This is a genomic window from Nocardioides panacihumi, assembly GCF_039530925.1.
GTDB classification, from domain to species: domain Bacteria; phylum Actinomycetota; class Actinomycetes; order Propionibacteriales; family Nocardioidaceae; genus Nocardioides; species Nocardioides panacihumi.
On record NZ_BAAAPB010000001.1, the window covers coordinates 1,185,099 to 1,210,085 of the forward strand.

The following is a 24,987-nucleotide window of genomic DNA, read 5'->3' on the forward strand; positions in this document are numbered from 1 at the left end:
ACGCACGTCGCATTCAGGGGGAGAGCGTGCCGCCCTAGCCTGAGCGCGAGCCTGATCCGGCTCGGGGCAGACGCCCCACTGCGCACTTGTCCAGGAGACGAAAATGGAATTCGACCACGCACACGGCGGCGTTCTGATCGACGGCAAGTGGCTCGACGGCGCTGCCGGCACCTTCGAGGTCCGCTCGCCCGGCACCGGCGAGGTCGTCCACGAGGTGAGCAGGTGCGACGTCCACGACGTCTCGGCAGCCGTGCGTGCGGCACGCTCGGCCCAGGTCGGCTGGGCGAACCTGTCGGTGATCGAGCGGGTCGAGATCCTGCGCCGCATGGCCCAGCTGGTCCACGCCCACGGCGAGGAGATCGCCCGGATGGTCACGACCGAGACGGGCAAGACGATCCGCGAGACGCGCGAGGAGCTGTACGAGTACACGGCGCCTGCCTACAGTCGCGCCGCCGAGCAGATCCTGCGCTACACGGGCAAGACGTATCCGTCCACGCAGGAGCGGTCGAACAACAAGCGGCTGGTCCTGACCCACCGCCCGATCGGCGTCGTCGCGGTCATCGCTCCGTACAACTTCCCGACCGACATCTCTTCCATCGCCGTCGCCCACGCGCTCGCGGCGGGGAACACGGTCGTCTGGAAGCCCTCCGAGTACGCCCCGAGAGCGTGTGCGATGGTCGCTGCTCTCGCGGAGGAGGCCGGTGTGCCGCCGGGCGTGATCAACGTCGTCCAGGGGTTCGGTGACATCGGCGCCGCGCTCGTCGAGCACGACGACGTCGACGGCATCTTCTTCACCGGCTCCACCGCGACCGGCAAGGCGATCGCCGCCAAGGCCGGCCTCAAGAAGCTCCTCCTCGAGCTCGGCGGCGACGGCCCGCAGATCGTCCTCGCCGACGCGGATGTCGACGCCGCCGTCACCGGCGCCGTCACCGGCTCGTTCTACCTCGCCGGCCAGGTGTGCACGTCCGCGGAGCGGATCCTCGTCCACGAGGACGTCTACGACGAGTTCCTCGAGAAGTTCAAGGCGGCCATCAGCGAGCTCAGGGTCGGCGATCCGCATGACCCGGCGACCGACATGGGCCCCCTGTGCAACGACGCCACCCTGACCCGGGTGCGCGCGCACGTGGCGCAGGCCCGAGAGCTCGGGGCCGAGGTGTGGCAGCACGGGAGCGAGGAGGGGAACTTCTACCCGCCGACCGTGTTGACCGACGTCCCGCTCGACGCCGACGTCATGGTCCACGAGACGTTCGGTCCGGTCATCCCGGTGGTGAGGATCGCGTCGGCCCAGGAGGCCGTCGAGATCGCGAGCTCGTCCGGTATGGGACTCGTCGCCTCGCTCTGGACGCGTGACCTCGCGACCGCGTGGCGGGTCGCCGAGGCGCTGCCGCACGGCGCGGTCAACATCAACGAGACGTCGAACTACTGGGACCAGCTCGCCCCGTTCGGCGGTGCCGGGAAGAGCGGCGTCGGTCGCGAGCTCGGCGACTGCTTCTTCGAGGCGTTCATGGAGCCGAAGCTGCTGGTCTTCGAGCTCGGTGACCGAGGACGCGTGAGCCGGGAGACCGTCGGGGGCTGGTGATCCCTCACCACGTGACTCAGGGCGGTGGCTCGGCCGGTGCGACGCACCGGCGGCGCCCCGCTTCGCCAACCCAAACCACTGCGGGGTGACCGGACGGGTCAGCCGGCGATCGGACACAACCGTTCGGAGAGATTGATGCAGAAGACCGTCGTTCCACAGCCGCTCGCCGTCGTGCGCAGCTCCCTCTGGATGGAGGAGGCGCTCGACGAGGACCCTGCGGCATCTCCGGCACTGCACGGGCGGAGCCGGGCTGACATCTGCATCGTCGGCGGCGGCTACACGGGCCTGTGGACCGCGCTTGCGATCAAGGACCGCGACCCGTCTGTCGACGTCGTGCTGGTCGAGGCCAGTATCTGCGGGGCGGGCGCCAGTGGCGCCAACGGGGGCTTCGCGATGACCTGGTGGCCGAAGTTCCGGACGTTGAGGAAGCTCGTCGGCTCGGACGGTGCCGCCGTCGCCCAGGCGTCGGCCGACGCGGTGGCGGAGATCGGGGAGTTCGCGGCCACCCACGGAGTCGCCGCCGACTACACGGCAGCAGGCTGGCTCTGGGCGGCCACCAGCTCCGCGCAGCTCGGCTCGTGGCAGGAGACGGTCGACGGATGGGGCGAGGCGGGTCTGTCGCCGTACGCCCCGGTCGACGCTGCGGCCGCCGCGGCCATGACGGGCAGCCGGACCCATCTCGGGGGTGTCTTCGAGGCAGGCGTCGCCACCCTGCACCCCGGTCGGCTGGTGCGCGCTCTGCGCCGCATCGCGATCGAGCGAGGGGTCCGCATCTACGAGCACTCCCCGATGACGGACGTGCGTCAGCAGGGCGGCGACACCATCGTGACGACCGCCGAGGGCTCCGTCGTCGCGTCCCAGGTCGTCCTCGCCACCAACGCAGCGCTCGTGGCCGAGCGGGAGATCCGGCGACACCTGCTCGTGCTCGGCAGCGACGTCGTCGCGACCACGCCCTGCCCGACGTTGATCGGCGAGTGGAGCCCGGGGTTGGCGATCTCGGACTCCCGGCGGCTCGTCCACTACTACCGCACCACCAAGGACGGTCGCGTCGTCTTCGGCAAGGGAGGGGGGCGCATCGGCCGGGGCGGTCGGATCGACCCGCGGTTCTGGGGTCCGTCGGAGCGTGTCGACGACGTGAGCCGACACCTGCGCCGCACCTTCCCCCAGCTGCGTGACGTGCCGGTGACGCACGCGTGGTCCGGTGCCGTCGACTACTCGATCGACGGCATGCCGTTCTTAGGGTCGCTGACGAGGATGCCGAGCGTCCACTACGTCGCCGGATTCTCAGGAGACGGCGTCGGCCCGTCGCGACTCGCGGGTCACGTCCTCGCCTCGCGTGCACTCGGGCTGGACGACCAGTGGAGCCGCTTCCCGCTCGTGCGGACTCCGCGCGGTGGACTGCCACCCGAGCCCGCCCGCTTCCTCGGTGGTCAGGTGGTCCGCCGAGCGATCACGCGCAAGGAGCGCCTCGAGGACGACGGGCAGCGACCTGGCAGGACGCTGGTGGCTGTCGCCGGCCTCGACCCGACCAGCTTCGTCGGCTGAACGGCCGCGCCGGAGGAGTCAGTCGAGCGTCGTGTCGCGGGCGAGGAGCCTGCGCGTGCGGAGTGCCAGGTGCAGCTCGGTGAGGTCGTCCAGGTTGTCCAGCTGCCGCCCGGTCAGCTCCTCGACGCGCCTCATCCGATAGATGAGGGTCTGTCGATGGATGGACAGCTTCTGGCTGGCGGTCTGCCACGAGCGCCTCTCGCGGAAGTAGGTCTCCAGCGACGTCGTGAGCTCGGTGTCGTGCTCGCGGTCGTACTCGATGAGGACTCCGAGGACGCGAGCCACCACGGCCTTGGCCTCGGTCACGGTTCCCGGTAGGAACAGGGGCCGGTCGACGCCGTACCAGGCGGTCGTCGTGTCGTCGAGGCGAGCGGCCTGGCTCGCCCACGACGCCTCACGGACGGAGTCGGCGACGTCGCTGAGCCGCTGGGTGGCGTCGGAGACGCCGATGCGGCCCTGGTCGCCGACGGCAGCCTCGAGGATCGGGATCGCCCCCGCCTTCTTCGACACGGGGAAGAGCACCATCGTGCGCTGCTGCACGTCGCACACGAGGGATGGCACGTCGGCTCGCAACAGCCGCTGCTGGAGCCGCAGCAGATCGATCGCGTCCGGGGTGTCGAGGGCAGCGGTGAACCACGGCCCGCGCCTCAGTCCCAGTGCGCCGATCTGGTCGCGTGCCGACTCCGTGTCGAGCGAGCCGCTGATGAGCTGGGTGAACAGGCGCGTCGACCTGTGGAGGTACGCCGCCGCCTCCGCGACCAGCTTCTCGGCCTGGACGGAGGCGATCGTGGACACGTGCTGGAGGACGACCAGGTCGAACGCCGCGCTGGTGACCTCGGCCAGGAGCGCATACCGGGTCCCGTCCCCGATCGGCAGCAGGAGGTGCTCGGTCTCGTCGGACTTGACGCGGGTGACGGCCGGGAGCGGCCGGCGTGTCGGGAGCTGCGCCCGCATCTCCGGGTCGAGCTCCGACACGCCGGGCCTCGGAGGGACGAGGACATCCCAGGTGTCGATGCTCACCACGCCGAGGCGCGCGCCGACCTCACTGCCCAGGCGGTCGAAGACGGCCTCCTCGGAGAGGTTCTGCACCGAGGACAGTCGGTAGAGCTCGTAGACCCGGAGGATCTTCGTGAGCTGGGAGTCGCGGCTGCTCGAGTCGGACACCGCGCGCGCCACCAGGACGAACGGGACCTCGTACGCGGTCTCGAGGACAGGGAACCCGAGCCGATCGGCCTCCGCCTCGGCCTCGGAGGTGAGGGGGGCCGACATCTTCTCGGCCAACGCCAGACCCGAGATGCCGTTGGCGTCCAGGTTGCGGATGAAGTGAACCTGGCCCGCCGGGTCGGAAGGGAAGTTCTGGCCGGTCGTCATGAGCAGCTCGCCGTTGCCCATCCACACCCAGGGCTCGGGGAGCTCGATGGAGTGCGCCCAGGTGAGCTCGCGCCCGATGCCGCTGGCGCCGGCGAGCACCCGCGTCCGGAGCGTCGGGTTCGCCACCAGGTCCTGGACAGTCAGCATGGTCATCCTCGTCCGCACGGCCTGCTCGGGGAGCCAATCATCGATCACGAGCACGCGCTCCACACACGCTACGCGTTTGTACGCCGATAGCAGCGACACCCGTCGCCTTGTCATCTCGTCGCATTCCAGCGTGTGACGCGCGCCACCTAGCATCCGGGCATCAGCGCGTCGTACAGGCGACGCGGCGGTAGGAGGTCACACGGTGTCCACGGTGCACACAGGAGACGAAATGGCTTCTCGGGGGTCACTGAGAGGCCGGGTCGAAGCCCGGTCGATCGACTATGTCCCGCTCCACGAGCGGAAGGGTCGGCTGTCGGACCAGGCCACGATCTGGTTCGCGGGAAGTGCCCATCTCCTCAGTCTCGCGACGGGAGCGCTCGCGATCGGTCTGGGGTTGAACCTCTTCTGGTCGGTCATCGCCCTGCTGGTCGGGACCGTGATCGGGACGGTGCCCGTCGCGGCGCACGCGACGCAGGGCCCGCACCTGGGTCTGCCGCAGATGGTGCAGTCCCGTCCTCAGTTCGGACGCTACGGCGCCCTCTTCATCTGGGCGATCGCCATCGCGGTGTACTGGGGTTACGTCGTCCTCGACGGCAACCTCCTCGGCTCCACGGCGCACCAGCTCGGCTGGGGAAGCGCGCCGACATGGGCGGTGATCACCGGCGCCATCTCGGTCCTGCTGGCGATCTTCGGCTACCACTACCTCCACGCGGCGCAGCGATGGATCACGCGCGCCCTGGTCCTGGTCCTGGCCGTGTACGTCGTCGGCCTCGTGACCGGGGGCCACTTCCCGGCCGGCGCGTTCTCGCCGAGCACCGGCTTCAGCTGGGAGCCGTTCCTCATGGTGGTGTCGGCCGCGACCGCCTACCAGCTGTCCTGGGCGTTCTTCGTGTCCGACTACTCCCGGTACCTGCCCCCGGACACCCACAAGGGCAAGCTCATGGCTTGGACCTGGCTCGGCCTCCTCGGCACCTTCACGTTCGAGGCGGTCGGCGCCGTGGGCGCCGCGCTGCTGCCGGAGGACGACATCATCACCGCGCTGCACAAGACCGGTGACTACGTCTTCCCCGGGATGGGCGCCATCATGCTCGTCGTCGGCGGCCTCGGGCTGGTCGGCCTGACGGCGATGTGCGTCTACGGAGGATCGCTGACGCTGATCACCGCACTCGACAGCGTCAAGCCGGTCCGCCCCTCGGTGAGTGCGCGGATGGTGACGATCCTGCTGGTGGGAGTGACCGGAACCATCGCCGGAGCGGCGCTCTCGACAGACTTCCTGAACAACCAGTTCTACACGATCCTGACGGTGCTGGGTTACATGATGGCGCCCTGGACGTCGATCAACCTGACCGACTTCTTCGTGGTCCGGAAGGGGCACTACTCCGTTCGCGAGATGTTCAAGCCCGACGGCATCTACGGCCTGTGGAACTTCCGCGGGATCGCGGCGTACGTCATCACGTTCGTCGTCATGCTGCCGTTCATGTACCTGAGCTTCTACCAGGGCTTCGTCGCCACGGCGCTGAACGGGATCGACATCGCGTTCTTCGTCGGTGTCCCGGTCGGGTGCGTGACCTACTGGCTGCTGTGTCGCGGCCAGCACCTGGATGAGGAGGCCGCGCTCGTCGAGGAGTCCGACCGTGAGCTCGAGATGCTGGCGGAGCCCATCGCCTGAGCGATCCGCAGCGCAGATGCCAGCCCCGGCCGACCATGTCGGCCGGGGCTGTCGCGGCTCATGGCGCGGAAACCTGCGGTGTCAGTGTGAGGCCCCGGCGCCGTACGCCGGCACGGGACTGCGCACGGCGAGCTCGATCGCGCCCCGCAGCTCCGCGGACGTGCCGAGCTCGGCCCGGGTGACGACGAGCTCCTCCGCCGCCGCCGGGAGCGTGTAGCGCTGGACCGCCTCGTCGACCCCCTCGACGAAGCAGTTGTTGGAGCTGCCGAGCTCGCCGCCGACGACCACCGCCGTCGGGTTCACGAGGTTGCACAGAACGCTGATGACCCGGCCCAGGATCCGTCCGGAGTCCTCGAGGATGCGGCGGCTGACCGAGTCGGCGTCGTCGTCGAGCGGGATCTCCTCGGCCGCCAGTCCGGGATGGGTGTGGGCGACCTGTTCGCGGATGTAGTCGACCGAGACGACCGCCTCGAGGCATCCGCGGCTGCCGCACCGGCACAGCTCGGTGCTGCCCGGCAGGTTGGTGTGCCCGATCTCCCCGGCGAGGCCGGTCCCGCCGCGGTAGAGCGCCCCACCGAGGACGAGTGCGGCGCCGATGCCGTGCGACGCCTTGACGTAGAGGAAGTGCTCGTGGGACCGGCCGGCGCCGGCGTACAGCTCGCCCATGGCGCCGAGGGCGGCGTCGTTCTCGACGTGCACCGGCACGCCGATGCGGCGGGTCAGCTCCTCCGCGGGGGAGCGCCCCACCCATCCGGAGAGGATGGTGGGCGACTGGACCAGGCCGGTTCGCACGTCGACGGGACCGGGGATGCCGGCGACGACGGCCTCGACGCTGTCGAGGCCCAGCTCCCTGCGCAGCCCTTCCAGCAGGTCGGCGGCCGCGTCCATCGCCTCGGTCGCCGCCAGGTCGACGTCGATGTCGACCCGCCGGTCCCCGACGATCCTGCCGAACGTGTCGGCGATCGCGACGTGCAGGTGGTTGTGCCCGAAGTCGAGCCCGGCGACCGGGCCGCCGATGGCGACGAGCTTGACGCCCGGACGGCCACTGCCGGTGCCGGGCCCCTTCTGCTCGGTCTCGACCTCGGTGATCCGCCCCTCGGCCAGCAGGGTGGCGACCGCTCCGTTGACGGCGCTGCGCGACATCCCGGACGACCGCGCGAGATCGGCCCGCGTCATCCCACCGCCGGTCCGGATGAGCCGGAGCAGCTCGTCGCGGGTCTTCTCACGGTGGGACGGGGTGGTGGGCATCCGCCGAATCTAGAGGACAGGGGGCGTGCCCCGCGACACATTCCTGTGAATTTAATGCTTTGAAAAGAGCAAAAAGATGTTGTCCAGAACGGCTTTTACCCCATTGACGACCTAAAACTGCGCACTTAGCGTGAGCGGCGTCACATCAGCATCGGCGGTAACGCCGCGAGTTGTTCAGAGAGGACGACTCCATGCGCCAACCCTCACGTCACGCGTTCACACGTGGGCTCTCAGCAGTGGCCATCGGCTGCCTGGGTCTCGCCTGCGTGTCGACGGCGACCGCAGCAACCACCAACCCGGGCGTCTCCGCCCTCGAGCAGGCGAACGCCGCCCTGTCCCAGCGGGCGGCCACCGAGGGCATGGTGCTCCTCGAGAACCACGACCACGCGCTCCCGATGGCGTCCAGCGGCAACGTCGCGGTCTTCGGCGTCGGCGCCTACGTCACCGTCAAGGGCGGCACCGGATCCGGCGCCGTCAACAACCGGTCCAACGTCACGGTCCGTCAGGGCCTCGAGAACGCCGGCTACACCATCACGACGAGCCCCGACTACTGGAACGCAATGAAGTCGGCGTACGACACCAAGTACCCGACGACGAACTCGCTGTTCGGGCCCACCGTCGACTACTCCTCCGTCGAGCAGCCGCTCACCAGCCTGACCCGGAAGCCGACGGCGCCCACGGACACCGCCATCTACGTGATCGCCCGCAACTCGGGCGAGGGCTCCGACCGGACGTCGGGGAAGGGCGACTACCAGCTCGGCGACAACGAGCGGGCCAACATCGAGCTGCTCGGTCAGACGTACAAGAAGGTCGTCGTCGTCCTCAACACCGGCGGCGTGATGGACACCGAGTTCTTCAAGGACATCAACGCCGACGAGCACGACCCGGCCGGCGGCACCGCGCTCGACTCGCTCCTCCTGATGAGCCAGGCCGGCGAGCAGGGCGGAGCCGCCCTGGTCCAGGTCCTCGACGGCGAGGTCAGCCCGTCCGGCAAGCTCACCGACACCTGGGCGTCGCAGTACTCCTACTACCCGGCCGCGGGCACCTTCGCCAACAACGACGGCACGGGCAACGACGAGCCCTACAGCGAGGGTGTGTACGTCGGCTACCGCTACTTCGACTCGTTCTACAAGAGCATCGACTCGGCCAACCCCGCCGGCGTGGTCAACTACCCGTTCGGCTACGGCCTGTCCTACACCGACTTCAACGTCGAGCCGCTCAGCGTCACCGCCGACATGAACAAGGTGACCGTCAAGGCGCGGGTCACCAACGTCGGGGACTCCTACAGCGGCAAGGAGGTCGTCGAGACCTACGTCTCCGCGCCGCAGACGGGGCTCGACAAGCCCTACCAGCAGCTCACCGGCTACGCGAAGACCGACAACCTCGCGCCCGGCGACTCCCAGCGGGTCACGATCACCTTCGACACCTCCTCGATGGGGTCCTTCGACGAGGCGAGCTCGCGGTGGACGCTCGACAAGGGCGAGTACGTCGTCCGGGTCGGCGACTCCTCGCGCAACACCCAGGTCGCGGCGCGCGTGGAGCTGGGCGACGACACCCCGACCGAGCTGGTCAACCCCGAGCTCGGCGGCCCGGCGTCGTCGAGCGACAGGACCAGCGACCCGGCGAACTTCTACCGGGCCCCGGGCGAGGCCGACCAGCTCGCCGCGGCACCGCAGATCACCCTCGACACGACCGGCTTCGTCGCGAAGGACCACCGGTCGGCGTACGAGCAGGACGTGACGGTGCCCAGCTCGCTGCCCTACGACGCGGTCGAGCACGGCAAGGTCTCCAGCATCAAGGCCTACGTGCCGTCCGACCCGGCCCAGTCGGGCAACTGGGAGGGCACCGGGGCGCCGTACGCCGCGAAGGCGGGCGAGACGCTCCGGCAGGTCGACACCAACCCGGCCAGCACCCTGTACGACGTCGCCGCCGGGCGCACCACCATGGAGCAGTTCGTCGCCAAGCTGAACGTCACCCAGCTCGCCAACATCGTCGAGGGCGCCAACGTGGGCGGCACCACGCCGTCGGCGATCGGCGCGGCCGGGTACACGACGGCCAAGTACGAGAACCTCGGCATCCCCGGCATGGCGCTCTCCGACGGCCCGGCCGGCCTCCGGCTGACCCAGCAGATCGCGACGACGCCGAAGACCTACCAGTGGGAGACGGCCTTCCCGGTCGGCACGCTGCTGGCGCAGACGTGGAACCGCGACCTGGTCCGTGAGGTCGGCGCGGCGGTCGGCAAGGAGATGGTCGACGCAGGGGTCACGCTCTGGCTCGCGCCGGGCATGAACCTGCACCGCGACCCGCTCAACGGCCGCAACTTCGAGTACTACTCCGAGGACCCGCTGGTCTCCGGCCTGACCTCGGCCGCGACCACCCTGGGCGTGCAGAGCAACCCCGGTGTCGGTGTCACGATCAAGCACTACGCCTTCAACAACCAGGAGACTCGGCGCAGCGGCGGCAACACCGTCGTCAGCGAGCGTGCCGCCCGTGAGCTCGAGCTGCGGTCCTTCGAGATCGCCGTCACCACCGCGCAGCCGATGGCGGTCATGAGCTCCTACAACCGCATCAACGGCACCTACGCGGCCGAGGACTACGACACGCTCACCGACCTGCTGCGCGGTGAGTGGGGCTTCAAGGGTCTCGTGATGTCGGACTGGGGCGGCAGCCACAGCCCCACCGCGACGATGTACGCCGGCAACGACCTGATCGAGCCCGGCAACGCGCCGCAGAACATCATCAACGCGATCGAGAAGCAGGCGCCCGCCATCGACGTGGCCGGTCTCCCGGTCGTCACGAAGACGGTGACGCCGACCCGGACGTCGTACGCCTGGCAGCTCGGTGGCCTGACCCTGGCGTCGACCGGCACGGAGACGATCTCGACGACCGTCGACGGCAACACCGACCTGACCCGGCAGCCGGCGTCCGGCACGGCGAACATCGACGCGATCAACAACATGACGTTCGTCCCGGACGCGAAGTTCGCGACCGTGAACGACGCCTACACCTACGTCAGCGGCCTGCTCGCGGGCAGCGCGCTGAGCGCGGCCCAGAAGGCGGCCGTCAGCCTCACCAACGTCGTGCACGCCGACCCGGCGGACGCGAACAGCCCGGTGACGGCGTACACAGTGGTCCTCAAGGGCAGCTACACGGCCACCAGCTACCCGATGCGGCTCGGCGACCTGCAGCGCAGCGCGATGCGGATCCTCAACATCGTCAGCCAGTCGGCGCCGTTCGGCCAGCTCGCGAAGAACCAGAACGTCGCGGGTGTCTCGATCAAGTCCTACGACGCCCAGTTCGACCTGCCGGTGCTCGTCGGCTCGTCGGTCGCCGGGGTCGTCAAGGCCCCGACGGACAATCCGCCGACGGTCGACCTGTCGACGACCCCCGCGGTCCCGGCCAGCGGCTGGTTCACCGGCCCGGTGTCGGTCACGGCCGTGGTCCACGACGACAACGACCAGGCGTACGTGGGCGTCGACGGTGGCGAGCTGCGGCCCTACACCAACCCGGTCCAGATCACCGGTGACGGCGTCCACGAGGTCCGCGTGATCGCCACGGACGGCGCCGGCCACTACAGCGACGTCAAGGAGCTGACGGTCCGCATCGACACCTCGGCGCCCACCGTGGCCGCCAAGGCGGTCGCCGGCCGGCTGGTCCTCTCGGCCGAGGACACCGGATCGGGCGTGGGCGCGATCCAGTTCTCGACCGACGGGGGCGCGCACTGGTCGACGTACTCGGCCCCGGTCGCGGTCCGTGGGGCCTCGCAGGTGTTCTCGTACCGTGCGGTCGACAAGGCGGGCAACACCAGCCCGACCGGCTCGATCACGGTCAGGGGCACGCTGAGCCTGTCCACTCCGGTCATCACCGGCGCACACCGCGTCGGCCGGACGGTCACGGCGCACGCCACGGCCACCCCGGGTGCGGCCCTGCACTACCAGTGGCTGCGCAACGGCCGCGCCATCGCCGGCGCGACCGCGTCGACGTACCGGGTGAAGGCCGCCGACCGGCACCAGCTGGTCTCGGTCCAGGTGACGGCGAGCTCCTCCGGCCTCGCCGGGGTCACCAGGACCTCGAAGGCGGTGCGGATCAAGAAGTAGTCATCGACGACCCGAGGGCCCCGGCGATCGCCGGGGCCCTCGGTGCGTCTCGGGGTGCTGCGCCGGGTCAGGACAGGAACGACTTCAGCAGGGGACCGGCGGTCTGCGACCCGGACTCGCCGGTCTCCACGAAGACGGCGACGGCGAGGTCGCCGCGGGTGGCGATCATCCAGGTGTGCGTCGGCAGCGAGCCGTCGGCCCGCGCGGTGCCGTACTCCGCCGTCCCCGTCTTGGCGCCGATGTCGCCGCCCAGGCTCGCGAGGAAACGGCCGGAGCCCTCGGTGACGACCGCCCGCATCAGGTCGTGAAGCGCGTGCGCCTCCGGCGCCGTGAGCGGGAGCCGCGGATCGGCCGCGGGTGCCTTGCCCGCGAGCAGGTGCGGTACGACGGTCCGGCCGGCCGCCACGGAGGCCGCGACCGTCGCCATGGCGAGCGGCCCCGCGAGCACCTTGCCCTGCCCGATCACGTCGGCGGCCTTCTCCGTCTCGCCGCTCGCGGGCGGCACCTGGCCGAAGTACGCCGGGAACCCGAGGTCGTGGTCGACGCCGAGCCCGAGCGAGGCCGCGGCGTCGGCCAGCGCACGGCCCCCGAGCCGGTCGCGCTGGCCGATCACCGCCGTGTTGCACGAGTTCGCGATCGCGGTGCGATAGGTGACCTTCCCGAGCCGGGAGGCCGGGTAGTCGGCGTAGTTCTTGAAGCGGCGCCCGTCGACGTCGATCGTGGGAGGGCAGGTCACCATGTCCTGCGGCTTCAGGCCGGCGCGCAGCAGAGCCAGCGACGTGACGATCTTGAACGTCGATCCCGGCGCGTACTGCCCGAACGTCGCCGCGTTCAGCCCGTGGTTGCCGGGGCCGTTGGCGGCCACCAGGACGTCCCCGGTCGAGGGTCGGATCGCGACGATCGCGCTGGCCGGCGAGCGCTCGCCGCCGGCCGCCGCGAGGATGCGCTCGGCCTTGGCCTGCAGGTCGACGTCGAGGGTGAGCTGCAGAGGGCTGCCCGGGTGCCCGGCCCAGTCGGCCAGCACACGCTTCTGGCCCGTCCTCGTGCAGGCGCCGGCCGGCGTGCAGGTGACCGTCGCGGCGCGGACCTCGGTCGTCGCGGCGCCGGCCAGCTGCTCGTCGTAGCGACCCTCGAGGCCGGACAGGCCGACCTCGTCGCCCGACTCCACCCGGCCCTTCGACTTCTGCACGACCTCGGCCGTGGCGGGTCCGACCTGGCCGAGGAGCTCGGCCCCGAAGTCCCGGTCGGGCGCGAGCGCCCGGGTCCCGGCGAGGACGAGGGCGCCCGGGATGTGCCCGAAGTCGGGGTCGACGTGGTCGCGTGCGTCCGAGGGCCGCAGCACGATCGCCTCCACGAACGCCTTCGGTCCGGCGGCCTTCGCCTCGGTGACGAACGGCCCGGGCGCGATGCCGACCGCCTTCGCCACCCGGCGGGCCAGCGCCGGCACGTCGGCGGCAGGGACGCGTGCCTTGTCCAGCCCGTAGCGGTAGATGCGCCGCTGGGTGACGATCGGGCGGCCGCCGGCGCCCAGGATGTCGGCGCGGGCCGGCGTGGTCCGGGCGACCTCGAGCCGCTCCTGGTCGGTCAGGCCGGGCGCGAGCGTGTCGGGACGCCAGTCGACCTTCCAGGTGTCGCCGGTCCTGGCCAGGTGGGCGGTCGTCCGGTAGGTCCACGTCCGGGTCCCGATCCGCCAGGTCCAGCGCAGGTCGGCGGTCGCGGCGTCGCCGTCGGCCTTGACGCGCGAGGCGGCGACGGCGACGTCGTACTTCTTCAGCGCGGCGACCTGGTCGTCGAAGACCGTCGAGCGCGACTCCAGCGGCACCCCGGTCAGGGTGTGGTGCTGCAGCTGTGCGGCGAGCCGGTCGGCGACCTTCTCAGCGCCGGAGCCGTCCGACCCGGTGCAGCCGGTCGCGACGAGGGCCAGGGCGGCCAGGGTGGCCGGCAGTGCGGGCAGGCGCATGCCGCCGCATCACCTCGTGAAGCGGAAGGAGCCGGACTTCAGCCCCGCCCACGCGCGGAACGCGACGCCGCCGATGGAGTTGGTCTTCCCGTTGGTGCCGGTGAGCGTGACCGTCTCGACCCAGCCGCCGGCGCCCGGGTAGGTCCGGACCGTGATCGACCTGAGGGGGTACGTCGACCCGAACCGCGCCTGGAACGCGCTCATCGGGATCGTCTTCGACCACGCGTTGACCGGGTCGTAGCCGTCCCGCCCGCTGACCAGGTACGGCGCCCCGTTGGCCAGCATGTAGCCGCCGTTGCTGGCCGTGAACTGCGTGAAGGCCGGCCGGCCGGCGTACGTCCGGATCTGGCGCCGGGTAGCGTCGACGGCCCGGGTGGAGGCGCGCTGCTCGGAGCCGTAGCCGCGGTAGACCTGCGAGCGGGTGTCCTTGAAGACGTCGAAGTAGCCGCGGTGCACCGTCGTGCGCTCGTGGACGGCGTAGGTGCGGGCGGCGATGGCCTGGGCGCGCACGGCGGCCGGCGCCCAGAGGGCCGGCATCTCGTTGGGCACGACACCCTTCACGTAGGCCTCGAGGGGCACGACGTTCACGATGTCGCGGTCTGCGCTGGTCGCCGACGGCGAGGCCGCGCGCAGGACGCCGCGGAACGTGCCGGAGTCGTGGCCGGCGTACAGCCTGATCGGCAGGCCACGGGCGTTGAACTGGAGCTGCCCGGTGGCGACCGCGTAGGTGCGCCAGTGGCCGCCCTTGCGGTAGGACAGCCGCGACCGGGTCGGGGAGACGGCGGTCGCCCGCCACCGCGTCGCGGTCCGTGCCGCACGGCTGCGCAGGTGCGTCAGGCGCCAGCGACGGGGCGAGCCGACCACGTTCGCGGTCAGCCCCGAGCGAGTCCCGACGATCAGCGCCGGGCGTGTGCTCAGCAGGACCCGGACCTGGCCGCCGGCGGCGCCGGCGCGGGTGCCGGGGTAGTAGTGCCCGAGGATCTGGCTTGTGCTCAGGCCGCGCTTCGCGGCGGCGTTGGCGCCGTACTGCGAGAGGCCGTGTCCGTGCCCGCTGCCCTCCCCGTAGACGGTCACCGAGGTCGCGCCGGCTGGCACGTTGACCGTGGAGTCGGCATACGACGGTGTGGCGACGGCGACGGTGAGACCGGCGCCGAGCGCGAGGGCCCGGAGAGCTTGGCGCACGAATGGCATGACGGACACTGTGCTGGGACCGCGCCCGGAAAGCAAAGGGAAACGGCCCGGACGCGTCACGATCCGGCCTGGCGGGCGACCTCGGCGGCGGCCAGGGTCTGCTTCCACTCGCGGAAGCCCTCCTCGGTCCGACCCCGGCGCCAGTAGCCCGAGATGGAGAGCTGGTCACGCTCGAGTCCGCGCTCCTTCAGCAGGTGCGGCCGCAGCCCGTGCATGACCTCCTCGGCCTCGCCGTGGACGAACGCGTCCACGCGCCCGGCCGGCCAGTCCAGCGCGGTGACCGCGTCGAGCAGCGTCTGGCCGTCACCGCGGTGGACGACGGTGATCTGCGCACCGGGCGGGACGGTGGCGCCGGCGGGCAGGTCGACGGTCAGGTCGGGAGCGTGATCGGCATCCTGCGTGAGCAGTACGACGCGCGCCACCGCGTCCTCGGGCAGAGCGGCCAGCGCGGCCATCACCGCGGGCAGGGCGGACTCGTCGCCGACCAGGAGGTGCCAGTCGGCGGCCGGGTCGGGCGCGTAGGTGCCGCCGGGGCCGTTCGCGAGCAGCGTGTCGCCGGGACGGGCGGCCGCCGCCCACGGGCCCGCGACGCCCTCGCCGTCGCCGTGCAGGACGAAGTCGATGGCGAGGGTGCCCGCGGACGGGTCGGGGAAGAGCGCCGTGTAGGTGCGCACCACCGGCAGCTGCTCGGCGGGCAGGGTGCGGCGCAGCTCCTTCATGTCGAGCGTGCCGTCGGCATACCCCGGCAGCTCGACGCCGGGGCGGGGGAAGACGAGCTTGACGTAGCGGTCGGTGAACGTGCTCCCCTCGAACGCGGAGAGGTCGTCGCTGCGCAACCACACCCGGCGCAGGCCGGGCGTGGTGGTCTCGGTCGCGGTGACGGTCAGGCGGGTGGCCATGGGGCTCCTCGGGACGTGCGGGAGTGTGGGTGGGCGCTAGCTCGACGCGGGGGGCTTCGTCCCGCGGAGCGTCTCGCGCAGGTCGCTCATCCGCTGGTCGAGCTCGTGGGCGACGCGAGCGGCCTCGACGAGCTCGTCGCCGAGCGGGGTCGGGATCTCCTCGCGGAACTTGTAGTAGATCTTGTGCTCGACGCTCGCCCAGAAGTCCATCGCGACGGTGCGGACCTGGAGCTCCACGCAGACCTGCCGGATCGAGTCGGACAGGAACACCGGCACCTGGACGATCGCGTGCAGGCTGCGGTAGCCGTTGGGCTTCGGGTCCGCGATGTAGTCCTTGATCTCGACGACGGTGATGTCGGGCTGGCTCGTGAGCATCGAGAGCACCCAGTAGGCGTCCTCGAGGAAGCTGCAGACGATCCGGATGCCGGCGATGTCGAAGATCTGGTGCGCGATCGCCTCCGGCGTGAACTCACAGCCGATCCGGCTGGCCTTCGCGCGGATGCTGTCGATCGACTTGAGCCGCGAGCTGACGTGCTCGATCGGGCTGCCCTCGGGCCGGTAGGTGAGCTCCTCGCGCAGGATGTTGATCTTGGTCAGCATCTCCTCGAGGCCGAACCGGTAGGGCATGAGGAGCTGGCCGAGCTCCTGGGCGGCCTCGGAGAGCGCCGCGCTGTGCGGGTCGTCCTCCTCGGCGAGCACCGAGCCGGCCAGGAGCTCGTAGGTGTTCGCGGGCCGCGGCCCGGTCGGACGCCGGCCGACCAGCGGGGTCGCGTCCATCGGCAGGGCCTTGGACGGCGTACGACTCGCCTCGGACTGATCCGCGTCGCTCATATCCAGGCGTTCCCTTCTCGGCTCCCGTGTCGACCCTCGCGAGTCGACCCCAGGGGACCATCCTGCGCGACGGGGGCAAGTCCGCGCCGAGCAGGTTGGTCCCTCGGGGTCACGACGGCGGTCTGCCGGGCGGCCCGGGCCGTCCGTCCGGGCCGGCGCCGGCGGCGAGGCTGCGCCCGATGCCCTGCGAGGCGACCTGCAGCGCCGCCACCAGCCGTCCGCGGGTCCGGCGCAGGTCGGGCACGACGATGCCGAGCGCGGCGACCACCTGGCCGCCGACGGTGATGGGCACGGCGGCCGAGCAGGCGCCGAGCGTCATCTCCTCCTGCGTCGTGGCGTAGCCCTCGCTCCGGATCCGTGCGAGCTGGCGCTCGAGGGCGGCCGGCTGGGTGATCGTGTACGGGGTGAGGCGCGTCAGCGGCCCGGCGAGCACCGATCGCCGTACGTCGTCGGGCGCGTGCGCGAGCAACACCTTGCCGACCCCGGTGGCGTGCAGCGGGAGCCGCGAGCCGACCCTGCTGACGATCGGGACCGACGCGTGGCCGCGCAGCGTGTCGAGGTAGAGCGCCGACGTCTCGTCGCGGACCGCGAGGTGGATCGTCGCGAGCGTCGCGCCGTAGAGGTCGTGGAGGAACGGCGACGCAGTGGCGCGCAGGCCCGTCTGCACCGGCGCGAGCAGCCCGAGGTCCCAGAGCCGGCGCCCGACGACGTACCTGTCCTGCGCGTCCCGGCGCAGGGCGCCCCACTCGGTCAGCTCGGCGATCAGGCGGTGGGCGGTGGGCCGCGCCAGCTGCGCGCGCTCGGCGATCTCGGTGAGCGTCAGGGCCCGGTGGCCGGCGTCGAAGGCGGCGAGGATGGCGAGCACCCGGGAGGCGACGGTCGTGCCGGGGGCAGCGGTGTTGCCGGCCATGGCTGGCCCTTCTGCTCAGTGGAAGTGATCTCTCGGCAGGCTAGTCGGTCCGTCCTTACGGTGTGATGCGTGAGCATCCCGACACAGCAGGAGATCTCGGCGGAGATCGCGGAGATCGCGGAGGCCGCCGGCCGGGCCGCGCGGCCGGGCGACGACGCGCGGACGCGGATCGACTACCCGCCGTACCGCTCGAGCATCCTGCGCCACCCGACCAAGGACCCCCGGCACGCCGACCCGGAGACGATCGAGCGCTGGGCACCCTGCTTCGGCCAGCGCGACGTCCACCCGCTCGAGGCCGACCTGACCATCGGCGCCCATGCCGGCACGAACTCGGCGGTCTCCGGGGAGCCCATCGGCGAGCGGATCACCGTGACCGGCCGCATCGTCGACGGCGACGGCCGCCCGGTCGCCGGTCAGCTGGTCGAGATCTGGCAGGCGAACGCCGCGGGCCGCTACATCCACAAGAACGAGCAGCACCCGGCGCCGCTCGACCCCAACTTCACCGGCGTGGGGCGCTGCCTGACGGGCCCCGACGGCGAGTACCACTTCCGGACGATCAAGCCCGGCCCCTATCCGTGGGGCAACCACCGCAACGCCTGGCGGCCCGCGCACATCCACTTCTCGATCTTCGGCAGGGCCTTCACGCAGCGGCTGGTGACGCAGATGTACTTCCCGGGCGACCCGCTGTTCGCGCTCGACCCGATCTACCAGGCGATCACGGACCAGAAGGCGCGCGACGCGCTCGTCGCGACGTACGACCACGACCTGACGGTGCCGGACCACAGCATGGGCTACCGGTGGGACGTCGTCCTGACCGGCGGCGGCCGCACCTGGACCGAGCCCGAGGAGGCCGACGAGTGATCACCCCCGGACAGACCGTCGGCCCGTTCTTCGGCCAGGCCCTGCCGTACGACGGCGACAACGAGCTCGTGCCCCCGGGTCGCGCCGACGCGATCCGCCTGCACGGTGCCGTGTACGACGGCGAGGGCACGCCCATCCCCGACGCCCTCGTCGAGATCTGGCAGGCCGACGCCGACGGCGCCGTGCCCCGTGAGACCGGGTCGCTGCACCGCGACGGTTGGACCTTCACCGGGTGGGGCCGCTGCCAGACGGACCGGACCGGTCACTACTCGTTCACCACCGTGCTGCCCGGCCCGACCGAGGCTGGGCCGACCCAGGCTGGGCCGACCCAGGAGGGGCCCGGCAGCGCTGCGCCGTTCTTCGCCGTCGTGGTGTTCGCCCGGGGCCTGCTCGACCGGCTCTTCACGCGCGCCTACCTGCCCGGCCACCCCGCCAACGCGGGCGATCCGCTGCTCGCGTCGCTCAGCGAGGAGGAGCGCGCCACTCTGGTGGCCACACCCGACGCGACGGGCCTCCGCTTCGACATCCGACTGCAGGGCGAGGGCGAGACCGTCTTCCTGCAGCACCGCTGATCACTAGATTGGGCGTCATGGCTGACCTGCTCTGGCCCGGTGACGAGCGTGCCGCGGAGGTGTTCACCGACGCGGCGCTGCTCGACGCCATGGTGGCGGTCGAGCAGGCCTGGCTCGATGCGCTCGCCGGCGCAGGCATCGCGGAGAGCACGCCGCTCGCGGGCATCGTCGGTGCGACCGACCTCGACCGCATCGCCACGGGCGCGGAGGCCGGCGGCAACCCCGTCATCGGGCTGGTCGCCCTGCTCCGCGAGCGCACGGGCTCGAGGTGGGTGCACCGTGGCCTGACGTCGCAGGACGTGCTCGACACCGCCCTGGTGCTCTGCCTCGACGACGCGGTCGTGCGGGTCCGCGAGGGCCTGCGACAGCAGGCGGCCGCGCTCGTCAGGCTCGCGCGCGTGCACCGCGGCACGCTGATGGCGGGGCGCACGCTCACGCAGCACGCCGTGCCGATCACCTTCGGTCTCAAGGCGGCCACCTGGCTGCAGGGGGCCGCCGCCGGCGCGGACCGCCTCGCCCGGTGCCCGTCCTTGCCGGCCCAGCTCGGCGGCGCGGCCGGCACGCTCGCTGCGCCGACCCAGCTCGCCGGGTCCGTGGAGGCCGCCCAGGCGGTCGTGGCGGATGCGTCCGCCCGCCTCGGGCTCGCCGTCGCGGCGCCGTGGCACACCGAGCGCTCGGTCCTCACCGAGCACGCCGACGCTCTCGTCGGGTGCGCCGACGCGTGGGGTCGGATCGCCGCGGACGTCGCCCTGCTGTCGCGGCCCGAGATCGGCGAGCTGCGCGAGGCGGCCGGAGGTGGCTCGTCGACCATGCCGGGCAAGGCGAACCCCGTGCTCTCGGTCCTCCTCCGCCGCCATGCACTCGCGGCGCCCGCGCTGGCCGCGACGCTGCACACCGCCGCGTCGGCGTACGTCGACGAGCGGCCGGACGGCGCCTGGCACGCGGAGTGGGACACCCTGCGCACGCTCGCCCGACGTAGCGTCGTGGCCGCCTCGCAGGCCGCCGACCTGCTCGAGGGCCTGGTCGTCGACGCCTCGCGGATGGCGGCACGCGCCGCTGAGGCCGACGAGACGCTGCGGGCCGAGCAGGTCAGCATGGGCGGCGGCGACGCGCCGTACCTCGGTGCCACGGACCGGATCATCGACCTCGCGCTCGACCGGGCGCGCACCGTGTGGAAGGACCTCTAGGGCATGGAGCTCACCCTCGTCCGGCTGGCCGGTTCGGAAGCGCTGCCGACGCTGGTCGTCGGCCCCTCCCTGGGCACGTCCGTCACCGCCCTCTGGGGCCCGTGCGCCGAGCTGCTCGGCGACCGCTTCCACGTCGTCGGCTGGGAGCTGCCGGGCCACGGGCGCGGCGCTCCGGCCTCCGCCGCCTTCACCATCGAGGACCTCGCCGGCGCGGTCGTCGAGGCTGTCGACCGGACGATCGGCGGTGGGTCGTTCGCCTACGCGGGCGACTCCCTCGGCGGCGCCGTCGGACTGCAGCTCGCGCTGTCCGTGCCGGACCGGCTCACCGGCGTGGCGGTGCTGTGCACCGGCGCTCGGATCGGCACGCCCGAGGGCTGGCGCGAGCGGGCGGCGCTGGTGCGCGCGTCCGGCACACCCGTGATGGTCGAAGGGTCCGCGCGGCGATGGTTCGCGCCCGGTTTCCTGGAACGCCGGCCCGAGGTCGGGACCGCGCTCCTGTCCTCCTTGCAGGACGCCGACAAGGAGAGCTACTCACTCGCGTGCGAGGCGCTGGCCGAGTTCGACGTGCGGGACCGGCTGCCGGCGATCGGCGTACCGCTTCTCGCCGTCGGCGGCAGCGACGACGAGCCGACCCCGGCGGCGATCCTGCGGGCCGACGCCGACGCCGTCCCCGGTGCGCGGTTCGTCGAGCTCGACGGCGTCGCCCACCTCGCGCCGGCCGAGGCGCCCCGCACCGTCGCCAGCCTGCTCGCCGACCTCCTCCGGGACCCCCGTCACGAGGCGGGCATGGCGGTGCGACGAGCCGTCCTGGGCGACGCGCACGTCGACCGTGCGGTGGCGGGAACGACCGACGTGAACCGCGACTTCCAGGACCTCATCACCCGCTATGCCTGGGGCTCGATCTGGACGCGGCCCGGTCTGGCCCGGCGCGACCGCTCGATCGCCGTGCTGACGGCGCTCGTCGCCGGCCGCCACTTCGAGGAGCTCGAGTTCCACCTGCGCGCGGCGCTCACCAACGGCCTCACCCGCGAGGAGATCGTGGAGGTGCTGCTGCAGTCGGCGATCTACGTCGGCGTACCGGCCGCAAACACCGCCTTCGCCGTCGCCAACCGGGTCCTCGCCGACTCCTGACCCGCCGAGACGTCAATCCCCACGGCCCGAGACGTCAATCCGTGGGGTCCGAGACGTCAATCCGTGGGGTCCGAGACGTCAATCGGTCGGGTCCGAGGCGGCGTTCGGTCGCAGCGATCGACCTCTCGGGCCGTGGGGATTGACGTCTCGGACCCCACGGATTGACGTCTCGGGCCGTACGGATTGACGTCTCGGCGGGGAGGGAGGACAGGTCAGAACATCCGGCGGATGACGTCGATCGTCCGCATGAGATGTGGCTCGCCACGCTCGGAGCGGTAGGCGACCGCGAGCTCGACGGAGGCGGCGGAGCGGACGAGCGGCCGGTACGCGACGCCGTCCAGCGCGAGCGCGGTCACCGGCTCGGGGACGACGGCGACACCGAGACCGCCTGCCACCAGCGTCACCAGCGTGGAGGTCTCGCCGACCTCGTGTCGTACGCGCGGGTCGATGCCGGCGTCGCGGAACAGGCCGATGACGACGTCGTACATCACCGAGCGCCGATCGGCCGAGTGCACGATCAGGTCGGCATCGCGCAGGTCTGCCACCCGCACCTGGCGGCGGCGCGCGAGCACGTGGTCGACCGGCAGTGCCACGACGAGCCGGTCGCTCCGCAACGGCGTCACGGTGAGTGAGAGGTCGGCCACCGGCGGGCGGAGCAGCGCGACGTCGATCACGCCCGACCGGAGCGCCTCGACCTGGTCGGGGGCGAGCATCTCGCCGCGGAAGGCGAAGTCGACCCCTGGCAGCTCGGTGGCGAGGTGGCGGGAGAGCGCAGGCAGCAGGCTGTACGTCGCCGAGCCGACGCAGCCGATGGCCAGACGGCCCACCACGCCGGCCGCCACCCGCCGCGCCTCGTGCGCCGCCTCGTCCATCTCGGCGAGGATCGACCGCGCACGGGCCAGGTACGCCGCGCCGGCCTCGGTCAGGTCCACGCGGCGCGTGGTGCGCAGGAGGAGCACGACGCCGAGCTCCGACTCCAGCTGGCGGATCGCCTGTGACAGCGGCGGCTGGGCCATGTGGAGCCGCTCGGCCGCGCGGCCGAAGTGACGCTCCTCCGCGACCGCCACGAAGTAGCGCAGGTGACGCAGATCCATACGTGTCACGTCTCAATCGATGTCAATATTGATACTTCACCATATCGCGAGAGACGCCTACCGTCGTGTGCATGAGCGCTTACGTCTACGCGACGGTCCGCAGCCCGTTCGGCAGGTTCAACGGCGCCCTCGCCGGCGTACGCCCCGACGACCTGGCCGCGCGGGTGATCGAGGCCGTCCTGGACAGGACGCCCGACCTCGACCGTGCCGCGATCGACGAGGTCGTCTGGGGCAACGCGAACGGTGCCGGGGAGGAGAACCGCAACGTCGGGCGCATGGCGGCGCTGCTCGCCGGCGTCCCGACGAGCGTGCCGGGCACCACGGTCAACCGCCTGTGCGGTTCGAGCCTCGACGCCGCGATGATCGGCTCGCGCCAGATCGAGACCGGCGACTCCGAGGTCGTCCTCGTGGGCGGCGTCGAGTCGATGACACGGGCGCCGTGGGTGCTCCCGAAGCCGGCCAGGGCGTTCCCCGCCGGCGACCTGACGGCGGTCTCCACCACGCTCGGCTGGCGGCTGGTCAACCCGCGCATGCCGAAGGAGTGGACGGTCAGCCTGGGGGAGGCCAACGAACAGCTTCGCGACACCTACGACATCAGTCGCGAGCGGCAGGACGAGTTCGCCGTACGCTCCCACCGACTCGCGGCGCAGGCCTGGGACGACGGCTTCTACGACGACCTCGTGACGCCCGTCGCCGGCCTGACGCGCGACGAGGGTGTGCGGCCGGACTCCTCGGTCGACAAGCTCGCCGCGCTCACGCCGAGCTTCCGGCCCGACGGCACGATCACCGCCGGCAACGCCTCGCCGCTGAGCGACGGCGCGTCGGCCGTGCTGCTCGGCTCGGAGCGGGCCGCGAGCCTGATCGGGCTGGAGCCCGTCGCCCGGATCGCCGGGCGGGGGGCGTTCGCGCTGGACCCGCAGGCGTTCGGCTACGCCCCGGTCGAGGCCGCCGATCGCGCCCTCGCCCGCGCCGGGATCGACTGGGCGCAGGTCGGCGCCGTCGAGCTCAACGAGGCGTTCGCCGTGCAGTCGCTCGTCTGCGTCGACGCCTGGGTCTCGCAGGGGCTGAAGGACCCCGAGCTGGTCAACCAGAAGGGCGGCGCGATCGCCCTCGGCCATCCCCTCGGGGCCAGCGGCGGCCGCGTCCTCGGCACGCTGGCCAAGGTGCTCCGCGAGCGCGGCGAGCGCTGGGGTGTGGCCGCGATCTGCATCGGTGTCGGACAGGGGCTGGCCGTCGTGCTCGAGAACACCGAGGTGGCCCGGTGAGCCGCGTCGAGCTGCTCGAGACCGTCGACGAGGCGGTCGCCGGGATCGAGGACGGCAGCACCGTCCTGGTCGGCGGGTTCGGTCTGGCCGGGATGCCGTTCGACCTGATCGACGGCCTCATCCGCCAGGGCGCCAAGGATCTGACGATCGTCTCCAACAACGCCGGCAACGGCGAGGTCGGCCTCGCCGCGCTGCTGAAGGCCGGCCGAGTCCGGCGGGTGCTCTGCTCCTTCCCGCGACAGAGCGACTCGTACGTCTTCGACGAGCTCTACCGCTCCGGGAGGATCGAGCTCGAGGTGGTGCCGCAGGGCAACCTCGCCGAGCGGATGCGCGCGGCCGGGGCCGGCATCGGTGCGTTCTTCTCGCCGACCGCGGTCGGGACGCCGCTCGGCGAGGGCAAGGAGCAGCGGACCATCGACGGGCGCGACTACGTGCTGGAGCTTCCGATCAAGGGCGACTACGCCCTCATCTCGGCCCACCGCGCCGACGAGATGGGCAACCTCGTCTACCGCAAGACGGCCCGCAACTTCGGCCCCGTCATGGCCACCGCCGCCGCGACCACGATCGTGCAGGTGGGCGAGGTCGTGCCGGTCGGCGACCTCGACCCCGAGGCCGTCGTGACGCCCGGCATCTACGTCGACCGGGTCGTCCGCGTCGACGCCCGCCACTACACGGTGCAAGGAGCACGCTGATGTCACTGACTCCCGACGAGCTCGCAGCGGTGGTGGCGCGCGACATCCCGCAGGGGGCGTACGTCAACCTCGGCATCGGGCAGCCCACGAAGGTCGCCGACCACCTGCCGGAGGGGTCCGGCGTGGTCCTCCACACCGAGAACGGCATGCTCAACATGGGCCCGGCCGCGGTCGGCGACGAGATCGACCCCGACCTCACCAACGCCGGCAAGGTGCCGGTGACCGAGCTGCCCGGGGCGTCGTACTTCCACCACGCCGACTCCTTCGCCATGATGCGCGGCGGGCACCTCGACGTGTGCGTGCTCGGCGCCTTCCAGGTCTCGGCGTACGGCGACCTCGCCAACTGGCACACCGGCGCCCCCGACGCGATCCCGGCGGTCGGCGGCGCGATGGATCTCGCGATCGGCGCGAAGCAGGTGTTCGTGATGATGACGCTGTTCGACAAGCAGGGGCGCCCGAAGCTGGTGCCGACGTGCACCTATCCGCTGACCGGCGTCGGCTGCGTCAGCCGGGTCTACACCGACCTCGCGGTCTTCGACGTCGGGCCTGAGGGTGTGGTCGTGCGCGAGACCTTCGGCATCGACCTCGAGGAGCTGCGCGAGCGGCTCGACGTCCCGCTGGGGGTCGCGCCGGGGGTCGGAGTACCCGGTTAACCGGGTACTCCGGACGCTACCCAGGGAACTCCGGAACTTCTCGGGTGTCATGCCACCCCGGAAGTTCCGGAGTCCCCGGTTAACC

19 protein-coding genes are annotated in these 24,987 nt (G+C 71.7%); 11 read left to right on the forward strand and 8 right to left on the reverse strand.

The annotated features are described in order from the left end of the window. Nucleotides 1-103: 103 nt before the first annotated feature. Both ABD205_RS05645 and ABD205_RS05650 read left to right on the forward strand, forming a co-directional pair. On the forward strand, nt 104-1,579 hold the full coding sequence (locus ABD205_RS05645) for an aldehyde dehydrogenase family protein (protein WP_344043266.1): 1,476 nt from the start codon (nt 104-106) through the stop codon (nt 1,577-1,579). Between the two features lie 135 nt (nt 1,580-1,714). After that, complete coding sequence (locus ABD205_RS05650) at nt 1,715-3,124, forward strand: NAD(P)/FAD-dependent oxidoreductase (protein ID WP_344043267.1); 1,410 nt, start codon at nt 1,715-1,717, stop codon at nt 3,122-3,124. Nucleotides 3,125-3,142: 18 nt separating this feature from the next. Here the strand turns inward: ABD205_RS05650 and ABD205_RS05655 are convergent, their stop codons facing one another. Next, on the reverse strand, nt 3,143-4,642 hold the full coding sequence (locus ABD205_RS05655) for a PucR family transcriptional regulator (RefSeq protein ID WP_344043269.1): 1,500 nt from the start codon (nt 4,640-4,642) through the stop codon (nt 3,143-3,145). Between the two features lie 229 nt (nt 4,643-4,871). Between ABD205_RS05655 and ABD205_RS05660 the strand changes: the two genes are divergently transcribed. Next, nucleotides 4,872-6,311, forward strand: a complete 1,440-nt coding sequence (locus ABD205_RS05660; RefSeq protein WP_344043270.1) for a purine-cytosine permease family protein — start codon at nt 4,872-4,874, stop codon at nt 6,309-6,311. 81 nt (nt 6,312-6,392) lie between these two features. Here ABD205_RS05660 and ABD205_RS05665 read toward each other — a convergent pair whose 3' ends face one another. Then, nucleotides 6,393-7,559: an ROK family transcriptional regulator gene (locus tag ABD205_RS05665; protein WP_344043272.1), complete on the reverse strand. Its 1,167-nt coding sequence runs from the start codon at nt 7,557-7,559 to the stop codon at nt 6,393-6,395. Between the two features lie 191 nt (nt 7,560-7,750). Here ABD205_RS05665 and ABD205_RS05670 point away from each other — a divergent pair, with 191 nt between their 5' ends. Next, nucleotides 7,751-11,656, forward strand: coding sequence for a glycoside hydrolase family 3 C-terminal domain-containing protein (locus ABD205_RS05670; RefSeq protein ID WP_344043274.1), 3,906 nt, complete (start codon nt 7,751-7,753; stop codon nt 11,654-11,656). A gap of 67 nt (nt 11,657-11,723) precedes the next feature. Here the strand turns inward: ABD205_RS05670 and ABD205_RS05675 are convergent, their stop codons facing one another. The 5 genes from ABD205_RS05675 to ABD205_RS05695 form a co-directional block, all read right to left on the reverse strand. Then, nucleotides 11,724-13,616, reverse strand: coding sequence for a penicillin-binding transpeptidase domain-containing protein (locus ABD205_RS05675; RefSeq protein ID WP_344043276.1), 1,893 nt, complete (start codon nt 13,614-13,616; stop codon nt 11,724-11,726). A gap of 9 nt (nt 13,617-13,625) precedes the next feature. Beyond that, entirely contained in the window at nt 13,626-14,807 is a 1,182-nt protein-coding gene (locus tag ABD205_RS05680) for a SpoIID/LytB domain-containing protein (RefSeq protein ID WP_344043278.1), read from the reverse strand. Between the two features lie 56 nt (nt 14,808-14,863). Then, complete coding sequence (locus tag ABD205_RS05685) at nt 14,864-15,706, reverse strand: siderophore-interacting protein (protein ID WP_344043280.1); 843 nt, start codon at nt 15,704-15,706, stop codon at nt 14,864-14,866. A 36-nt stretch (nt 15,707-15,742) separates the two neighbouring features. Then, a complete protein-coding gene (locus ABD205_RS05690; RefSeq protein WP_344043282.1) occupies nt 15,743-16,537 on the reverse strand; it encodes a GTP pyrophosphokinase in 795 nt (264 codons plus the stop codon). Between the two features lie 109 nt (nt 16,538-16,646). Next, on the reverse strand, nt 16,647-17,447 hold the full coding sequence (locus ABD205_RS05695; RefSeq protein ID WP_344043284.1) for an IclR family transcriptional regulator: 801 nt from the start codon (nt 17,445-17,447) through the stop codon (nt 16,647-16,649). 69 nt (nt 17,448-17,516) lie between these two features. Here ABD205_RS05695 and pcaH point away from each other — a divergent pair, with 69 nt between their 5' ends. From pcaH to pcaDC, 4 genes are read left to right on the forward strand one after another with little or no spacing between them, the layout of a single operon-like run. Continuing rightward, nucleotides 17,517-18,308 (forward strand): protocatechuate 3,4-dioxygenase subunit beta, encoded by a 792-nt coding sequence (gene pcaH / locus ABD205_RS05700; protein WP_344043286.1) that lies wholly within the window; start codon nt 17,517-17,519, stop codon nt 18,306-18,308. Continuing rightward, entirely contained in the window at nt 18,305-18,880 is a 576-nt protein-coding gene (gene pcaG / locus ABD205_RS05705; protein ID WP_344043288.1) for a protocatechuate 3,4-dioxygenase subunit alpha, read from the forward strand. Before pcaH ends, pcaG begins: the two co-directional genes overlap by 4 nt. Nucleotides 18,881-18,897: 17 nt before the next feature. Beyond that, a complete protein-coding gene (locus ABD205_RS05710) occupies nt 18,898-20,067 on the forward strand; it encodes a lyase family protein (RefSeq protein ID WP_344043290.1) in 1,170 nt (389 codons plus the stop codon). 3 nt (nt 20,068-20,070) lie between these two features. Next, nucleotides 20,071-21,198, forward strand: coding sequence for a bifunctional 3-oxoadipate enol-lactonase/4-carboxymuconolactone decarboxylase PcaDC (gene pcaDC / locus ABD205_RS05715; protein ID WP_344043292.1), 1,128 nt, complete (start codon nt 20,071-20,073; stop codon nt 21,196-21,198). Between the two features lie 212 nt (nt 21,199-21,410). On the opposite strand, the gene ABD205_RS05720 is transcribed toward pcaDC, so the two are convergent. After that, nucleotides 21,411-22,292, reverse strand: a complete 882-nt coding sequence (locus ABD205_RS05720) for a LysR substrate-binding domain-containing protein (protein WP_344043294.1) — start codon at nt 22,290-22,292, stop codon at nt 21,411-21,413. A gap of 71 nt (nt 22,293-22,363) precedes the next feature. Here ABD205_RS05720 and ABD205_RS05725 point away from each other — a divergent pair, with 71 nt between their 5' ends. From ABD205_RS05725 to ABD205_RS05735, 3 genes are read left to right on the forward strand one after another with little or no spacing between them, the layout of a single operon-like run. Beyond that, nucleotides 22,364-23,557 carry a thiolase family protein gene (locus ABD205_RS05725; protein WP_344043296.1) on the forward strand — a complete coding sequence of 398 codons (1,194 nt, stop codon included), beginning with the start codon at nt 22,364-22,366 and terminating at the stop codon, nt 23,555-23,557. Further along, nucleotides 23,554-24,249, forward strand: a complete 696-nt coding sequence (locus tag ABD205_RS05730) for a 3-oxoacid CoA-transferase subunit A (protein WP_344043298.1) — start codon at nt 23,554-23,556, stop codon at nt 24,247-24,249. The genes ABD205_RS05725 and ABD205_RS05730 overlap by 4 nt, the downstream gene beginning before the upstream one ends. After that, a complete protein-coding gene (locus ABD205_RS05735) occupies nt 24,249-24,902 on the forward strand; it encodes a 3-oxoacid CoA-transferase subunit B (RefSeq protein WP_344043300.1) in 654 nt (217 codons plus the stop codon). The genes ABD205_RS05730 and ABD205_RS05735 overlap by 1 nt, the downstream gene beginning before the upstream one ends. Nucleotides 24,903-24,987 lie beyond the last annotated feature (85 nt).